This window comes from Hymenobacter roseosalivarius DSM 11622, from assembly GCF_900176135.1.
Classification (GTDB): Bacteria; Bacteroidota; Bacteroidia; order Cytophagales; family Hymenobacteraceae; genus Hymenobacter; species Hymenobacter roseosalivarius.
Genome location: NZ_FWWW01000070.1, coordinates 25,974 through 43,799 on the forward strand (window position 1 = coordinate 25,974; position 17,826 = coordinate 43,799).

Below are 17,826 nucleotides of genomic sequence, written 5' to 3' on the forward strand. Positions count from 1 at the left end.
CGCTTCAGCATGAGACAAGCACCGAATGAGGGCTGGGTTGCACTGAATTTTGCCCCCCAGCGGGCCGCAGTATATTCGTGTAGAGCGCCGCAAACTGGCTGCCCACCCGTGCCGGACTACAGCGAAGCTCAGCATCAGAGCTGAGTTGGGCAGGCTCAAACGATGCACTGCCAGTTAGTACCGCCGTCAGGGCGGCAGCCAGGGCCACTTCGTCGTCGGGGGCTACGAGCAGGCCGAAGCGGCTCACTGGCTCAAACAGTTCCGCCACCCCACCCGTATGCGTGGCCACGACGGGGCAGGCACAGGCTCGGGCCTCCAGCAACACGCACCCAAAGGTTTCGGCGCGGCTAAAGGAAACCAGCGCTGTAGCGTGTTGCATTTCGGCGGCTACGGCGGCGTGCGGCAGTTTCCCCAGGAAAGTAACCGTGCCATCAGCTATTAAACCTAGGTCTTGAGCTAAGTGCCGTACGCGAACCTCATCAGGGCCGTAACCGGCCAGGCGCAAGCGCAAGTCGGGCCAGGTTGAGCGTAAGCCAGACACCACACGCAGGATTCCCGTCAGGTTTTTAACGTTTTCGTGAAAAGCGGCTACATGCAAAAGCGTCTGTGGGACGCGCGGGGCATCTGGGGGGTAAAATAGGTTTGTATCAACCACGTTGGCAATGACTACGCTGGTGTCATTCCTGAATCCCAGGTTCCACATAGCCCCTCGTAGCGCCTTCGATACGGTATGCAGCGCGGCGGCGTGGCCCACGACAACCCGCGTGAGCTGCCGCCGAAGCCAGCCAATAGTATGGGACCGAAATGGCAAATACAGCGTCCAATGCTCCGTAATGAGGTAAGGCAGGCCGTAGCGCCACCGCCACCACAGTGCAGCTAATCCCGTGCGTAAGAGTACATGCACATGCACCAGATCAGGTTTTGCCCCCCAGCGCTGCACTACCTGCTTGTAGCCCTGCCCCAGGCACCAATAATAGAGCAGCAGCTTCAGCACCTTATCTACTATAAGCAACCCGCTTGGTCGCGCCCGATAATAGTAGCGCAGTACGGGTACTGCGCCATCCACATCTTCCTCGCACTCGGTCCAGGCGGATAGTGGGCCGCTGGCTACCGTCGCGAATACGACTGCTACGTCCGCGTGGGGCGCTATTGCCGCTACGTGGCGTGCCACGAAGTCGCCATCCTGGTCGTCGTAGCGGTTGGGGTACCACTTGGGCAGCATGAGTACGCGCGGCTTCATGGTGTCTAAGCTAAGCACTATTTGTCGGCCTGCTACCCCATAAAAAAGAAGCCCTTTAGGAGCCTCTTTTTTATTCATAATATACCAAAAGTAGATAAAGAATAAGCTTAATAATCAGTGTTCTGAGGATCAAAATTCGTCCAGCCCGCCATCCAGTTATCGGCTGATGTGCCGGAGCCGGAGAAGGCGCCGATGTAATTTACTTTCGTAAAAAAGGGATCTGAAACCTTAGCATCCGTGAAGTTGGCGGGTGCGGCTGGGGCAGTTGCAGGGCTCACGATGACAATTGGGGAAGCCGTGCGGGGCAGGAAGCTAGGCGCCGTCAAATTGAAAGGGTTTAATAGCTGCACGTTGTCGGCGTTGGCGTAGCGTCGGTTGCCGCTGGCTTTCAGCCATGTGAGCGGACCAACAGCCGAGCCCCAGGCGGCTGAGTCAGCGCTCATCACGCTATTTGGGGTCAGGTTGCTCGGGCCGCCGGCCGGGCCAACGTAAATGATGTCGCGCTGGCCCCGCACGGAGTTGGAGTTAATAAGCGAGCCGGCTACGATATTATTCTTGAATACCAACTCATTAGCCGCAATACGAGCCGCCGTTACACCATTATCAATCAGTACCCCGGTTGGATAACCAATGATAACCGAGTTTAGGATACTGGTAGAAGTGTTGCGGCGCAGATGAGCGCCAGCAATGTATTGGTTGCTGATGTTGGCCTGGGGCGTGGGGTTGAGTAAAGGCCCAATGGCTGTAATGTTGGAGAAGACCGGTGCTGTACGCGGCAGATTATTAGAAGAGTTGCCGTCGTTGTCGGACTCAAACGCTTTCGAACCCGATTGGTCGGCCTGCAACGGATCGCGCAGCGATACCCCGAACTGCACTTTCCCCGTGAAGCCAAAGTCTGTGTCAAAGTCATCGTCGAAGGCGCGGTGCGACACTAAGTATTTGGCGTTTACGGTACCACCAAACCATTCAAAGGAGTCGTCACCGTTGTAGCTGACCTGAATGTGGTCGATGGTGGTGCCGCTGCCCACGCCGGCCAGTGTTAGGCCGTTTACCTCATTATTCGGTGAGAAGGCGATGCCGCTGAACTCGATGCGCACATATTGTAGAGTGCCGGAGTTGTCGGCAGCATTGGTACCGCCGTAGCGGGTAGTAGGGCCACCTTCAATAATAGGGCGGTCAGTGGGGTTCACTGGTGCGTTGCCGGCAATGACAAGGCCGCCCCAGTCGCCGTAGTTGCGTGAGCCTTTGGGCTGGTTGGAAGTAAATACAATAGGCTTTGCCGCTGTTCCTTTTGCCTCAATTTTGGCCCCTGGCTCAACAATGAGGGCGCCTTTGGTATCCTTGTCGCCCTTGATGATGGTGCCGGGCTCAATGGTTAGCGTAGCGCCGTTGCGCACGTACACGAACCCTTTGAGTAAATATTTATTTGCGGCAGTCCAGGTGGTATTGGTAGTGATTTCACCTTGCACATCCACCGATTGACCAGTAGGCGGCGTAACGGGGGGAGTGGTGCCGGTGGTGCCGCCCGTGGGGGGCGGATTTGGGGCAGGCGTCGTGTTTTCCTTCTCGCAGGCTGCCAGCGTCAGCATCAGCGCTGCCGAACAGGCCAGCGGGGTGATGCGTAATAGCTTCTTCTTTCTCATACAAATGGTGAAATGTTGGCTGATTGGAGCTAGATAAAAGCGGTTGGGAGACTAGGGGAGGGGCGTGCGAGTGGCTTTGCCATCCAAGTTGAAGCGCAAGCCGACGGTGTAGTAAGTGCCGCGCCGGTAGCTGCTCAGGGAAGGATCGGTGTCCACCTCGTACTTCTTGTCGCGGTTGAAGTCCTGGAGCAGGTTCACGCGTTGGTTAAACACGTCTTGAATACCAACATTGAATGCCCAATTTTTGGAAATTGCCTTCGTGAGTGTAAGATCCACGGTGTGGCGTGGCATCTCCACAACATCGGGGTATTGGTCGCTGCCGGCAAAGAGGATGCGGGGGCCAAATACGTTGTAGAGGGCGGCCATCTGCCAGGTATTATCGGAGGTTTGATAGTACAGGCCCGTGTTCACTACGTAAGGCGACTGGCCTTGCAGCGCGCGGTTGCGGTCCCAAGCAACAACATCGGGGCCCAGCTTCACCTCGCTCTTAATCAGCGAGGCATTGAAAACGGCCGTCAGATTGGTGAAGGCTTCTGTATTGAACGCCTCATCCAGGAAATTCAGGTTTTTCTTAATGTCCAGCTCCAGGCCGTAGGCGTAAGCACTGGGCGCATTAGCAAAGGAGTAAGCCAGGTTAGAAGTGGCGACTACAACGTTCTCAATTGGATTGCGGAAGTTCTTATAAAAGCCCCCCACATGAATCAGTTCGCCATCGGAAGGGTAGAACTCGTAGCGCAGGTCCACGTTGTCGATGGTGGCAACTTTCAGGGGGCTTTCCGGGTTCAGATACAGCGACCCGTAGTTGAGCACATTGAAATCGAAATCGTAGTAGAAGAATGGTGCCGACTCCCGAAACTCCGGCCGGTTCAGGCTACGACCGTAAGAAGTGCGCACCAGGCTGGTTTCTGAAAAATTGTAGCTCAGATTAGCCGAAGGCAGCAGGAAGTTGGTCGTGTAGTTTTGGTTTACTGGCTGGCCATTCAGGCCGGTTTCTATTTTCTGCACGTTGCGCTCAAAGCGCGCGCCAGTCAGCAACTTGATTTTGGGAGTCACCGGGATATTTAGCGAGAGGTAGCCTGCCTCCAACTCATTGCTGGCTCCATACTGATACGTGGAGTTGATGTCTTCATCCAGGCGAAAACCACCTGGCGCTATGTTCTGGGGGGCAAATATGTTCCCGATGTTCTGGTTGCGAATGGTCTGATCGGTGGCGGTGCTATTTAGCGAGTAGCCAAACGCCCGCGCCTCAAAGTTCCTTTTGCGATACTCCAGGTAAGTGCCCGCGCCCAGCTCCACTTCCCGCTCGCCCAGCATGAGCTTGTGCTTGCCGTTGGCGTTGATGGTATAGATATCCTCGTTCAGCTTCTGGAATAAACGCCCCGCATTGTTCACGTCTACCTGTCCAGCGGCCGGTGTTAGCACGGTTTCAGTCGGAGCCTTTCCGTCTGCTGCCCCCGCAGGCTGCACAGAATAAGCTACCCGGCGCAAATCGGGCTCGTTGCGGCTGGAGTAACCGTAGCCACCCACCCATTCGAGGCTGGTTTTTTCGTCGTTGAAGCTATGTGTGCCCGCCAGCTGGCCCGTGTAGGTGGTGCGGCCCTGGTAGCCCATCGCGTAGCTTTTGCGCACCTGCGTGCCCTCATTATCGTAGCCGTCGCGGGTGGTGAGCTGGTTGCGGCCAAACTGGTTGAAGAGGTTGCGAAACTCCAGCTTGTCCCCGTTATCGAGCATCAGGCTGAAATTCTGAACAGCGCCTAAGCGGATATTATTGGTCGACTGATCATCGCGCAAACGATCCGTGCGTTCTCCGCTGGCATCGTACACATTGCGGTCGATGCTGTAGCGCGTGAAGGTATTGGTGTAATTAAGCGAAGAGATGCTGCCTATTTCCAAGCCGCCTATGTTGATCTGGTCCAGGTAGGATGCGTTGAAGCGCACATCGGGCATCGCCTGGGTTTTGAAGATCGGGAAGGTGTTGTCCAGCTGCTTCGCATAAAAGTCGCGCTCATACTGCTGGTAGGCCGAACCAAGCACCGGAAAGCCCCCCGGCAGCTCCCGCTGCCAAGCCCCAAAGCCCAGCCAGTCGGTATTGCTGCCCTTATCCGTGAAAAAGGTGTTGCCGGTAGTGCCGTTGCGGTAGCCGCCGGAGTAGTTCACCGTCAGCAGACGCTCATTGAGTACAGGCTTGCGCAGATACACTTTCACCAATCCGCCGGCAAAATCACCGGGTAGCTCCGGCGACGGGTCTTTAAACACGAGCACCCGGTCGAGCAACGCACTAGGTACGATGTCGAAGGAGAAGGATTTCTTGTCCGTCTCAGAGCTGGGAGCGGTTACATCATTCAGCCAAACCGAATTATAACGCTCGCTCAGGCCTCGTACCTGAATAAAGCGATTATCTACGATGGTCACGCCCGGAATGCGGCGTACCACCTCGGCGGCGTCCCGGTCCTGGGTTTTAACGATTTGCTCCGATGATATGCCGCTTACTACCTGCGTAGCCTCCCGTATTTCGGAGATAACCGATACCTCCGTATTGGTGCGCCGTACACCCCGCACGACTACCTCACCGAGCTGCTTGGTATCCTCTTCCAGAGTCGAGTTAACGGTAGCCGTTTGGCCTGCTTTTACTTCTACTTGCGGTATTTCGCGGTTTTTGTAGGAAACCGATGTAATAATGACGGTGTAGGTGCCGGCGGGTACGTTCGAGAGGATAAAGCTGCCGTCTACATTGGTTTGCTCGGCCAGCGTCGTGCCCTCCAACCGGACTGTTCCGCCAATAACGCCTTCCTGGGTGGTGGCGTCCTTAATTGTTCCTTTTAAACTACCGTTTTGGGCAAACCCTACCGTAAGGGTAAAAACGGTGAAAAATAAGGCTAGACAAGCCTTTTTTGAGCAGATGTTTCCCATAACGAGTACAAAAGTACCGGGGGGCTATTAGCTCAATATTTCCTGAGTGTTATGTAATCGTTAACCGCTTGGCTACCGCGCCTATTTCAATAGGCTAGCTGTTTTTACTACTCATTATTATTCATCATTGATGGTAATCTATTTGGTATCTATGAAGTAGTAGTCAGAAAAGCAAGTAGTTACAAGAAGAAGCTGAACGATAGCAACCAGTTAGGCATCAATAGTGAGTTCTTTACATTTGTAGCTGTCCACACTCTCCCCCGACTTCCTGTTTATGCTTCAATCTATGACCGGTTACGGTATCGCACACCGCGAAACCGACCGCTACTCGGCTACCGTTGAAATCAAATCGCTCAACTCCAAAACCCTGGATCTGAGCCTGCGCCTGCCACGCTTTCTTCAGGACCGGGAATTAGAGATTCGCAATCTGGTAACTAAAAGTCTGGTGCGGGGCAAAGTGAATCTGAACTTTGACTTTACGCGCCCTATGGCCGCCCGTACCACTTCAATGGTTAGTCGACCAGCCTTACTGGCGGCATTTCACGAGTTGAAAGCCGTAGCTCATGACTTAGGAATTCATGCTAGTGAAGAGACACTACTGGCAGCTTTACGTCTGCCTGGAGTGATACTAACCGCCAGCGAGATGCAGGCTGAGCCAGAGGAGGAAGTGGCTTGGGAAGAGTTATTGCCCTTAGTGCATGAGGCGCTGGAGCATCTAAACCAGTTTCGCCAAAATGAAGGTCAGGCGCTGACTACCGAAATCATTAGCTACGTTGATCGTATCCGGATCCTGCTCGCAGACATAGACCGTCATGATCCTACCCGCATTGAAAACGTGCGTCAACGCCTGCAAACCCATCTGAGCGAGCTAACCAAGCATGAGCAGTTTAATGCCGTCCGCTTTGAGCAGGAAATACTCCATTATATAGAGAAGCTTGATATTGCCGAAGAGAAGGTTCGCCTGATTAGCCACCTGCATTATTTCACCGAGACAGTCTACTTGCCTGAGCCCAGCGGTAAAAAGCTTGCGTTCATCGCTCAGGAAATGGGTCGCGAGATAAACACGATAGGCTCCAAAGCTAACGACTCAACAGTGCAGCACTTAGTGGTTGATATGAAAGAGGAGCTTGAAAAAGTTAAAGAACAGATCAACAACATTCTTTAATAAATATAGGTGAGGATAACTCCCGATACAAATTTTGTATTTTTATCATATTTATTGGTATATAATTTTATAAATAATTTATTGTAAGCTAATTATTGATTTCACACATAGTGAAAAAAATTATTTGCAGCAAATTATTCGTTTAAAGCTTGTTTTTAAAGATTATGTCCTTAAATAAGTTCTACTAATGCAGCTGTAATAATTATTTTTCCATGATACGCTTGCGTCTTCATAAATGGTTCGTAAATTGTGTTATCCAAACAGAGCTACTTCTGCTTTCATGGATAAGTGCTCTATTTTGAGTTTCACATTTTTTCGGTTCAAGGCTATGAGAAAAGTCTTACTATTACCTGTTCTGTGCCTCTTCCTCCTTCTGACGGCAGCCCGGCCAGCCGCTGAAGTTGAGCTAATTAAGAAGCGTGTGTTAAGCGAGCGAGTTGAGATCCTGATTCCGAAAGGATTTGAGGTGATGAGCGAGCAGCAGATGGAGTTTAACTACGCAAAGTCGCAGAGCCGGCCGAGCATGATATTCACCAACAGCAAGGAAGCTAGCTTGACTTTCAACTACACCGATAACGCTGCCGATCAGGATATGATCGACATGTATGCGGCTACGTTCTATAAAACCTATACGAAGCAGTTCAAAGACGCTAAGTGGTTTGAGAACGGCGTAAAGGAAATTAATGGCCGCAAGGTTGGCTACATGGAGTTGATGAAGCCTGAGCTTGGCCACGAGGTTTACACACTGATTTTCTTCACCGATGTGGAAGACAAGCTGCTCATGTGCACCTTCACCTGCGCCGACCGTCAGAAGCCAGAATGGGAAGCCGTAGCCAAGCAGATCATGGCTTCCGTAAAGACTAACCAGTAGTCCAGCTTATTCAAAAGCACCTTAGCCCGGCCCAATTCACATATCGGGAATTGGGCCGGGCTAAGGTGCTTTTTAGGTTTAATCACCACTACTTAGAAATACACTCAGCTCCCAAAGGAATATCAGCCATCTCTTGCTTAGATATGAAACGAACTGTCTTTTGGTATTAACGGCAGCCAAGGGTACCTCAGACAAACGTAATATTTATCCCGATAGATATTCTGAGTAATAGTAACATCAGATAGTAAATCTATCTGTTGGAGGCGATGGGTTTATGAAACCTTGGCTTTCAATTACTATGGTGGCGTAGCTCCCATAGCAGTTAAAAACTGTCTTATCAAACCAAAGACCCCGGTGAAAGCCGTAAGCGGCAGCGTTTCAGCGCGGTCACGCACATCATGGTAAGCTTTACTGCCACCACGGGTATACAGAAAAAAGGCAGGTACTCCACGTTCTGAAAAGAGAAAATGGTCGGAGTTAGCCGCGCGGCCCCGAGCCGCAATGTCAGAAACGAAATGATACGTATCGTTCAGACGAGTTAGAAGCTGGTAGGCGCCAGGCAGCAGACGCCCATTTACCACTGTTAGACCCTCATCACCGGTGCCAAGCAAGTCCAGGTTAACCAAAAAACGGATTTGCGTGAGCGGCATCAAAGGATGATCTACGAAGTAACGAGAACCGACAAGGCCGGCTTCCTCGGCTCCAAAGGCAATAAATACTACAGAATACGCGGGCCGATTGGCCGATTGGGCATAATAAGTGGCTAGCTCCAGAAGCATGACCGTGCCACTGGCATTGTCATTCGCTCCGGGGAAGTACGCTTGCTTGCCCATGTGCCCCAAATGGTCATAATGAGCAGTAACGAGTAGAAACGAATCGGGGTGAATACGCCCAGGCACGTAGCCAATGATGTTTTGGCTACGGTAGTCGCGCTGGAGGCGAGCTTCTACTTGTATAATGGCTTGGGCGACATGCGGAGGCCAACGGTCCGTAAGTACAAGCAGGCGGGGCTGCGGGTCCTGCGTTGCAGCTAGTGAGGCCGTGAGCTTCGTAACTAGCGTCAGGCGAGCGGCAGCTTGGTCTAGGTGTTGCGTGAAGGCATCGGGAAGGGTGCGCAGGCGGTCAGCGTCGCGCTGGCGCAATACCACAATTTTGCCCCCCAGGTTCTGGTTAAGCCAATGTTGCCCGACGGTTTCATTGGTAAAGATGAGCGTATCCAAAACCAGAACAGACCCAGAAATGCGGCCTCCGCCGGAGGTAGGCTCGGCAATAAAATCGAGGCCGGGTCTTAGATTTTGCCCCCCAGCCTGAAGCCGTAAATCTCCGGGGAAAGTATTTACATCGAGGGGGAAGTGTTGCGTAAAGTCAGGCGCTAACGGCTGAAGGTGAAGCTGACGAAAGCGCTGCCGCAGATAGTTGGCCGCTTTCTGGTTGCCCTGACGCACGTAGCCTCTACCATGCATAGCAGGGGCCGTAAGGCTGCGGATATTCTGGCGGACACGTTCCATATCCTGTGCCAAAGCCGTAACTGATACGCTCAGCCAGAAACCCGCCAGCAGCCCCAGCTGACGCGCAGCCGCGAAAAACAGGCAGGCATTTAGTTGCCGGATAGTCAGCATAGCGTGTGCTTTAAAAACTACCTGGTAACGCCTTGTGCCATCTGTCGTCCAGTACTCACTATTACATAAAAGGGCAGGTGGCGGTTTTACTTAATCCACCGGCTAGCTACCTGCGCCAAAAAGCCCCCCAACAGCGCACCTATGCCATCACTGAGCAAATCAGACCATTCGCCGTGGCGGCCCAGGTTCATGCTGTACTGCAGAATTTCAATCAAACCACCAAAAAGAATGCTCCCAATAATGACAAAGGATACAGCCGTAGCGCGCAACAGTGGAAAGCGGCTCTGACGCCGTATTGAGAAAAAGCTAAGCACCGCCAACACGGCAAATACAAAAGCATGGGCAGCCGTATCAAAAGAGAGCAACTCCCAGGTCGGTGTGACCGGCATATCCTTGCTCGGCGTGAGGGTCAGAAGTAAAATGAACGCCGCCCACGTCCCCGGCAGGACCACATAGGCCCGGCGCGGAGAAGCAGGCGGCGCTGAGGTAGACACTGCCAATGTTCAGAGAAATTAAGCGCCTACCAGCTCGCCGTACGCTTCGGCTGTCAGCAGCGACTCTACTTCGGCGGGGTTAGCAACGGATATTTTAATAATCCAACCCTCACCGTACGGGTCAGCGTTAACGGTTTCGGGGCTGCCGTCGAGGTGGCTGTTTACTTCCAGCACGGTGCCCGAAATAGGGCTAAACAAGTCCGAAACCGTTTTTACGGCTTCCACTGTTCCAAATACTTCGTTCTGCGCTACCTCTTTATCAAGAGTGTCAATGTCCACGTACACGATGTCGCCAAGCTCCTTTTGGGCGTGGTCGGTGATGCCGATGTAGGCTACGTCGCCTTCTACACGCACCCACTCGTGCTCTTTGGTGTACTTCAGATTTTCGGGAAGATTCATAAGGGACAAAATTGAAGAGGTAGAGACGGCAAAAGTAAGAGTAAAATGGTCAGAATGGTTTTAGTGCTAATTTTCTGTGTTCATTCTGGCCATTTATTGCCCTAACTCTTGGTAAGCTATTGCCCCAAGCTGTAACGTAATTGCAGGCCGCCCTCGGTGGAAGATGTTTTGAAGGCATTCTCCACGCGTGGATCTGAGATGTTGCGCGTAAAGAAGAATTGCAGGTTCAGGCGCTGATTGAGCACATAATCGATGGTTGGGCGAAGCTGTACCTGGCGGTTGCCATTGGTGGTCAAGCTAACCGGGCGGCCCAGGCTAGCAGTCTGGCCGGTGCCAGGGTCCACCACATCCAGGATAGTACGCTGAATGGTGGTGTTTTCGCGAATAGAAAGATCGAGGCGGGCCGTCAGCTCGTTGTTGAGCACGCGCTGATTATTGCCCGAGCCGAAGGGCAGCTTAAGACCATTCGTGACGTAGCCAAAACCAATCACCAGTTCCTGCGTGTGCAGCTCCGTGATTTGCGCATTGGTCGTGTTCAGGCCAATGTCGCGCTCCGTGCGGTATTCTACCCGACCCGTAACTTTCTCCAGCGTCTGGAAATCGACGCCGATCAGCGGACTCAATCGTTCGGCAATAGTTACCTGCCCAATGACGTAATATGGAATAAACTGCCCCAGCCTGTTGATTTCTGTGGACAAATCTTCGGGTTCCAGCCTGTTCTCATATTGGCTAGCTGTGCCGTAGCTACCTACACTATACACCGAGGTGTAGGCGTGTCGCAGGGTGATGGAGCGGAAATAACGCTTTACGAAAGCTAGCTCAGCCAGACCATTGTAGTCGATGCGCCAGTTAGGTATCGGTATTTTGAGGAAAGGGGTGAACTTCCCATCATTCGTATTGCTCGATAACTTGCCACGGTACGCATCCAGGAAGGCGGGCAAAAGCACGTCCTGCGAATTGTAGCCGTATGTGCCGACGTTGCTGTTAGCGGCCGTTAGCCGCTCCTGGATTGGCCCCCGGTTCTCTACAAAGCGGTTAAAGGCTTTCGAAATGGTGCCATTCGCGGTCCGGTCGCCAAAGAAGGTTTGAATCGAAACAATAGATGTGCTGAAGGAGCCCGTACCTAGGCGCCGACGGCGGGCCAACTCGCCCGTAAAATCACCGTTGGTATCCTGAAGGGGTAGCAGCGACACTGAATCGACAGCTAGGCGGTAGAAGACGTCCTCGTTTGTTACTTGCTGCCAACGAGCATCCAAACGAATATTGAAGTCGCGGAAAGGCTCCAGAGCAGTCTGCAGGGTGATATTTTCAGTTCGCAGGGAGCTGAGCGGAGTATTCAGCAGGTCGCTACGCTGGGTATACCAGCCACGGCTAGCGGCCCGATCATAAAGCGCGTCGAGGTCGTACTGACGGCCAAGCAGGAAGGGTACACCGGGCGCATCGAAGTCGCTGTTCAACCCAAAAAACTTGGTTCGGGGCAGATAGCCGGGCAGCAAGGTGCCGTTGCTGAGCGTGTAGGTGAAGTTGAGGGAGCGTGCCGTCATCAGGGAGCGCAACACGGCTTTCAGGAAACGCAACTCAGGTCCTTTGGCCGAATCGACGGGAGCAGTAACTGCGCCATTGACGGGCTGGGGGGCATTTTGGCCAGCGGCGCGGGCTCCGGGTGGAGGCGCGTTGTTGATGATATTCAGGAAGCGTACTTTGTTGTACAGCTTTACCAAATCGATGCGGCCGTTGGCGCTAAAAGCGCCGTTGTTTTGAATGGTATTGCCCAAGTTGAGTGGGATAGTCGTCGTATCGGCGAAGTTGGATGGGTTGACCGGCGCCCGCAACGCGGTAGAGGCCGCCTGCCACGTATAGTTGGCTTCGTAGCGCGTATCGGCGGTCAGCCAATCAGTGAGCGGGAACTTGTCCAGCGGCAGTCGGTAGGTGAGGGCAACGGTCTGATTGAAGTTGGTGGTGCGACCTCCTCTCTCAAACAAGTTGCGCCGCAGTAGCTCCCGGTTACGTTGGGCCTCCGGGCTTTCGCCCAGAGTACGGCCCGGCCCTTCGTCAATCACGCCACGATTCGTAGCTGTGTAGTCCAGAATGAGACTTTTGGTCAGGTCCCATTTCAAGTCATATATCCGGTTGAAAAAGAAGCTCTTCAGGAATACACCTGGAATCCCTTCTGTAGTCGGCACCTGACCAGGAATCAGCGTACGTTGGAGGAAACGCTCATTATAGCGCCGGTCCAGGTCGGCACGGAAGGCGAAACGGCTGGGAGTTGGTGTGAAATTCAGCTCCTGGAAAATTTTCAGATACGGCGAGTCCAAGGCTTTAATGTTAGCCAGGGGCGTGTAATTGCGGGGCGTCGTCTGGTAGATATAGGCTAGCGCCCCGTTGTAGGTGCGCGTAAATTCTCGGTCCGTTACGATGTCGGTGTGGTCGCGCTCCGTGAGCGAATAGCTCAGGGCCAGGTTCTCGATATCGTAGGGGCGCACCTTGCGCTCCGTGTCGGTGCGCTCTTTCCGCACGTTCAGCACGCTGATACTGCGGCTGGTTGTTTGGTCGATTACTTCGGTGCGGTACTTCGAGCGCTCCTCTGCGTTATCAAACTTTTGCAACGACTGCGTGAGCTCCGTATCCGGGTCGAGCGGGTCGTATTTGGGTACGCGGCTCTCCGTGCCGGCCTGCAGCAACACGGGCACGCGCAGGGCCAGCTTCTCAGGGAAGAACTTCTCGGCCGCTATTGTCGCGTTCAAGTCGCCGCGGCTGACGTTGTCCAGAGAGCGTTGACTGGGCCGGTCCTGTAAGCCGCCAAAGCCCACCGACGTGAAGCTGCCCGTAGCCGTGATATTGGCCAGATCGGCCAGCTTGGTATTAAAGCGCGCCGTGGCCGCGTACCCCGACTCGCGGTCGAAGTCAAACACCCGGAATTCATCGGCCCAGATGCAGAGCGACTTGGGGGCATTATCGTCGGTGGGATTTAGTATACCAATCATTGCCCCCTGCACCGTGCTGAAATCGGGGTTGCCCACAATCGTGATTTGAGCTTCTATCCCGTTCTGGCCAATGACATTCTTTACGTACGGTACATTGAAAGGCACGTTGGCCGCATTACGCTCCGCTTTGGCATCAATGAACTGCTGCAAGGAAAGCTGCACCTCATTTTCCAGGGGCCAGATATCGCGCTGACCCGTGAGGCCGGGGCGCGATAGTTTCAGCGGTACGGAGTACTCGTAGTAGTTCTGGGTATAGTCAGTGCCGATGCGAATAAAGCCGCGCACCTGCCCGTCCTGAATGCTCTGGTCCTGGCTTTCAGCGTGCAGAAACAAGCGCAGTTGCTTATAGCGCAGCATGTTGATGCTGATGTTCTTGTACGCTGCCTTGCCGTAGCCATCGCGCAGACCTTCCACGCACAAGCGCAACGACTGCTCGTTCTGCTGACGATTTACGGTGCTGGAGCCGTATTCCCGGTCACGCTCGATGCCGGGGGGCAAAACATAAGGAATCTGGTCGGCACCCGCGGCCAGGCCGTTCTCTTCCAGACTTACCGTGGAGATGTCGAAGGCGTCGGCATCGGTATCAGTGTTGATGTTCGGGCGGCCGGGCTCGGCAATAGTCGTGAGGAAGCGGCGCCACTGGTTGGCTACAAATTGGAGCTGCACCAGGCGCAATACCGCGGGCTGCTGCCACTGGGTCATGTACATCCGTACGAAGCGGATAGATTTGAACCCAAACGGCTGCCCATTCTGAGTTCCACGCACCGCCGAATACTGACGCACTGGCACCCGAAACTGATACCACGATACATCGTTGCCGTTTCTCTTTGTGGTGATCTTGTCGATGATGTAGTTCTGGCCTACCGCTAGCTGCCCCGGCTGTAGCCGAATACGATACTCGTAGTAGCGCTCCTGGTCCGAAATAGCGTTGTCGCGGTTGAGGTCTTCCTTGTCGGGGAAAGCGGTAGAGCTCTGCTGGCTGTCGCCGTTGGAGTTGCCTTCCATGCCGTTGAAGTTCTTATAGCGACCCAGAATCTTCACGTCGCGGCCACCTGAATTGTAGTAGCCATCGAGATGGTGACGAAACCGGTCGGCGGAAGGGTCATCGAACTGAGCATATACCCCCTGGAAGAAGGTCCTTTCGTCCGTATCGTTCAACCCATCAAGCCCAACATCCTGCAACGCCCGCCCGCCGGGAGCCGAGCTAAAGGCATCAGTAATAAACTGCTGACGCGTTACGCGGCCCCAAATACCCTGCTGTGCGTCAGCGGCCGTAATGCTGGCTCCATCAGGCAGGCCGTTCTCAAATTCGTGCCGCCCGTCCTTGAGCACGTCTTCCGACACCGAACCCAAATTTAGAAACAGATCACCGCCGGTAGTATTATTCTGGGGGGCATTTTCGGAGTCGTTAATCTGTCCGTTAGGCCCGGCAATGAACGGGTCCATCAGCCAGAACTCCATGTACTCTACGTTAGCGTTGTCAAAGTCCGTGTCGAAGGTTATCTCCCGGCTGATGCCACCATACCGCGCAGCATTAGCGGCCGGCGCTTGGTTGGCAAACTTACGCTCGTCGGTGGCCGATACTTCCGGCGTGTAGTTATACTGGCCCCGCTCGCCCGGATAATACGCCATGTCAAAGCTAAACTCGAAGCTGTTGCCGGTGGCACCTAAGTCGCGGTTGGGGAAAATCTCGCTACGCTCGATACCACGAGTGTAATGGTTGCTCAGGCTTGGGTCGCTGCTGGAAATATTCTGCGGCTTGCTTTGCCCGTTCGTGTAATAAGTCTGATCAATAGTGTACCAGGCCAGCTTCGCCCGACGATACGCCGACGAGAGCCCCTCCGGATTTGCCCCCTGCAAAGGCAACGGGGTAGAAGCCAGCCGCCAGGCTGTGGTTGCGTTCAGGCCCCCTAGCGAATAGGGGGTACGCGCTGTTTCGAAGTCGTCGATATAAGAAACGCCGTTCTCGCCACGGCCTAGCTGTGAGCGGCCTGGCACCAATCGGGCAAACTCCCCGCTGAACGCTACCGAGGAAGGCTCCTTCGTGGCTATCAGCGGCAGCATATCCAGATATTTGGTCAGCACCCGCGAATCGCGGCGCATGTTCACGTCGAGGCCGTAGATGGTGTTGTTGCCTGGCTCATCGCCGATACTGACGCGGTTGATGCCGGGTGCCTGATTTTCGCGCAAATGCAGCACCGTGGCACCAAAGTTTATGTCCTGGTTCAGGCGATAATCAAAGCGGGCACCCACCAACCGGCGCGGCTGAATCTGCACTACGGCGTCCTTCTCAAACTCTACCCGCAACTCGTTAGCGGAATTCAGGTAACTAGGATTGAGAATTTTAACCTTGGCCTGATCATAGAAAACCTGATAATCGCGGCCTTCTTCCAGCAAGGTGCTACCCGAGCGCACCCGTACTGAGCCGGGGGCCACCCGAATACCGGGCAAAGCAATTTCGTCGGTGGCGGTAGCTTGAAAACGCCCCTTGAGGAAGAACTTATCCTTCACCTGCACCTGCTGGGCATCACTCTGCGTCTGGGTGTACAGCTCATTGTACACGTATTTGTCAATCAGGGCCGTCTCGGTGGCTGTGAACTGGGCGCGTAAAAAACTGCCAAACGGTTCCACCACCGGGAAGATGATCTTGCCTTGTTCCGGGTCGATGGTAATGCCGGGGAAAAAGTCAAAGTTGCCGTCGGGGTTGCGGTCGTTGTTTGGGTTTACGTTGTCAAGGTTGAGCACCTCAATCAAGGGCCGATTGGCAATCCGCTCGCCTTCCTTAAGCGAAATCAAGTCGACGCCCGTCTGGTCATCTTTGTAAACTACCTGAAGCTGGAAGTTGTCGCGGTTGAGTTGGCTGGCGTTGAGCGGATAGATGTTTTTCATCATCAAATCCCAGGTAGGCAGGTTGCCGCTGGCTAGGTTCGGGTTGCTCGGATTCGCGGCCGGATCGGCCAGGCCCACGCCGGGGTTGGTGGCCTTCAGCATTTTGAGGAAAATCACCTCATCCTGCCGTACGTTGGCGTAGTCTTCCACCAATTCGCCCACTTTGTACACCTCGCCGTTGTACAAATATTCATACGACACCCCCAATACCTGCTCGGGCAACAAGGCCGTGTTCAGACTTAGGTAGCCAAGCTGAACATTAAAGGTGTACTCGCGTGGGTCGAGCTTGCGGGCGCGAACCCGCTCAAAGTCCACGGTTTTTACCAGGTTCAGCCCGGCCGTATTCGCCAGGTAATTATCCACGGTCAGCTCGTTGCGGGCCTGGGGGGCATTTTCCAGCACGCGGCCAAACTCCGGGTTGGCATTGTTGGTGGCTATAACCCGCGGGCTGGGATTCTGGAACTGTGACCGATACACGCGGAAAGGCTCCGCTAAGTCCATCAACGTCACTATGTTGCGCAGGTTATCCGTGGTGCGGTTATCGTTGGTCACGTACACCTCCAGGCGCCGGATTTCTATACCCGACTGTACCGTAGGCAGGTTGCGCAGGGCCGCATCGTAGCGCTCGCGGAAAAAATGTGACAGGAAAAAGTGTCGGTCGCGCTCGTATTGGCTGGCTTTGAACTCGAATATGCGGCTCTGAGCGCCATTTTGCACCCGCACCTCATCGGCGGTGCCGCGCAGAGTACTGGCCACGGCCGTAATGCCCAGCTTACCAAACTGCAGCTGGGTCTTGATACCAAACAAATTTTGCCCCCCCTGCACCAGGGAGTTGTTCAACGGCAAGCTCACGTTGCCCAGCTCCACCTTGCGGATAATATCGGTTTCGTAGCCCGTATAGTCGAGCTTCATGTTATTCTCGAAATCGAAGGCCGCTTTGGTGTCGTAGTTAAACGTGAGGCGCATCTTTTCCCCAATCTGCCCCGTCACATTCAGGTTCAGGTTCTGATCGTACTCAAAGTCACCCACGCGCTGCTGACGCAGGGTAAGCGCGGGGTTGCGGTTGCGGTTAAAACGCGCCCCCGCCCGCAAGGTCACGGCGCCCTGGGGCTTGATGTCCACGTAGCTGCCGCCAAAAATGCGGTCAGCGACAGGGCCCAGGTAGATGCGCGGAATAAGGCGGCGCGAGCCGGTTACACTTTCTCCATCCAAGCCCGCCGAGCGCGTGCGGAAATAGTCGCGCACCACTCGCTGCTGCTGATAGCGCGAGTACTCTTCAAAACTGACCCGCGTGGGGTCACGAAAATCAATATCTGAGCCGATGCTCTCCCGGATATTATAGTTCCGAAGGCTGTCGTCGGGCGTCACCTCCACATTCACGTTGGGGGGCAAATCCAGTAGCAAAGGTGACCGACGGCGCTGGGGCGAGAGGGGGGAGCCAATACGGTCCTGGGGGGCAATTTTGGGCCGCCGACTGGAGCGGTAGATACTCGTATCGGGCAGAACGGTGCGGGGTGTATCGGGGACTATAGCCAAAGCCGGCCGGCTAGCCACTGGCAGCCAGCTCCACAACTGGCGTAGGGCAAATGGGTGGGCTCCGGTGGGTTCAGCC

Annotated in this window: 9 protein-coding genes; 2 read left to right on the top strand and 7 right to left on the bottom strand. The window is 54.3% G+C overall.

All coding sequences use genetic code 11. From position 1 onward, the window contains the following. Nucleotides 1–4 precede the first annotated feature (4 nt). From B9A24_RS10990 to B9A24_RS11000, 3 genes are all read right to left on the bottom strand, one after another. Nucleotides 5–1,240, bottom strand: a complete 1,236-nt coding sequence (locus tag B9A24_RS10990) for a glycosyltransferase (protein ID WP_159452031.1) — start codon at nt 1,238–1,240, stop codon at nt 5–7. A 107-nt stretch (nt 1,241–1,347) separates the two neighbouring features. Then, nucleotides 1,348–2,883 carry a hypothetical protein gene (locus B9A24_RS10995; RefSeq protein ID WP_084445619.1) on the bottom strand — a complete coding sequence of 512 codons (1,536 nt, stop codon included), beginning with the start codon at nt 2,881–2,883 and terminating at the stop codon, nt 1,348–1,350. A gap of 51 nt (nt 2,884–2,934) precedes the next feature. Then, nucleotides 2,935–5,793, bottom strand: coding sequence for a TonB-dependent receptor (locus B9A24_RS11000; protein WP_084445622.1), 2,859 nt, complete (start codon nt 5,791–5,793; stop codon nt 2,935–2,937). A 286-nt stretch (nt 5,794–6,079) separates the two neighbouring features. Between B9A24_RS11000 and B9A24_RS11005 the strand changes: the two genes are divergently transcribed. Both B9A24_RS11005 and B9A24_RS11010 read left to right on the top strand, forming a co-directional pair. Further along, a complete protein-coding gene (locus B9A24_RS11005; RefSeq protein WP_234997199.1) occupies nt 6,080–6,958 on the top strand; it encodes a YicC/YloC family endoribonuclease in 879 nt (292 codons plus the stop codon). A 328-nt stretch (nt 6,959–7,286) separates the two neighbouring features. Then, entirely contained in the window at nt 7,287–7,829 is a 543-nt protein-coding gene (locus tag B9A24_RS11010; RefSeq protein ID WP_143434904.1) for a hypothetical protein, read from the top strand. A 296-nt stretch (nt 7,830–8,125) separates the two neighbouring features. Here the strand turns inward: B9A24_RS11010 and B9A24_RS11015 are convergent, their stop codons facing one another. The 4 genes from B9A24_RS11015 to sov form a co-directional block, all read right to left on the bottom strand. After that, a complete protein-coding gene (locus B9A24_RS11015) occupies nt 8,126–9,448 on the bottom strand; it encodes a M28 family metallopeptidase (protein ID WP_084445630.1) in 1,323 nt (440 codons plus the stop codon). A gap of 86 nt (nt 9,449–9,534) precedes the next feature. Continuing rightward, entirely contained in the window at nt 9,535–9,942 is a 408-nt protein-coding gene (locus tag B9A24_RS11020; protein WP_234997218.1) for a VanZ family protein, read from the bottom strand. A gap of 18 nt (nt 9,943–9,960) precedes the next feature. After that, entirely contained in the window at nt 9,961–10,341 is a 381-nt protein-coding gene (gcvH, locus tag B9A24_RS11025) for a glycine cleavage system protein GcvH (protein WP_084445636.1), read from the bottom strand. 116 nt (nt 10,342–10,457) lie between these two features. Then, a complete protein-coding gene (gene sov / locus B9A24_RS11030; RefSeq protein WP_234997201.1) occupies nt 10,458–17,750 on the bottom strand; it encodes a T9SS outer membrane translocon Sov/SprA in 7,293 nt (2,430 codons plus the stop codon). Between the last annotated feature and the right edge of the window lie 76 nt (nt 17,751–17,826).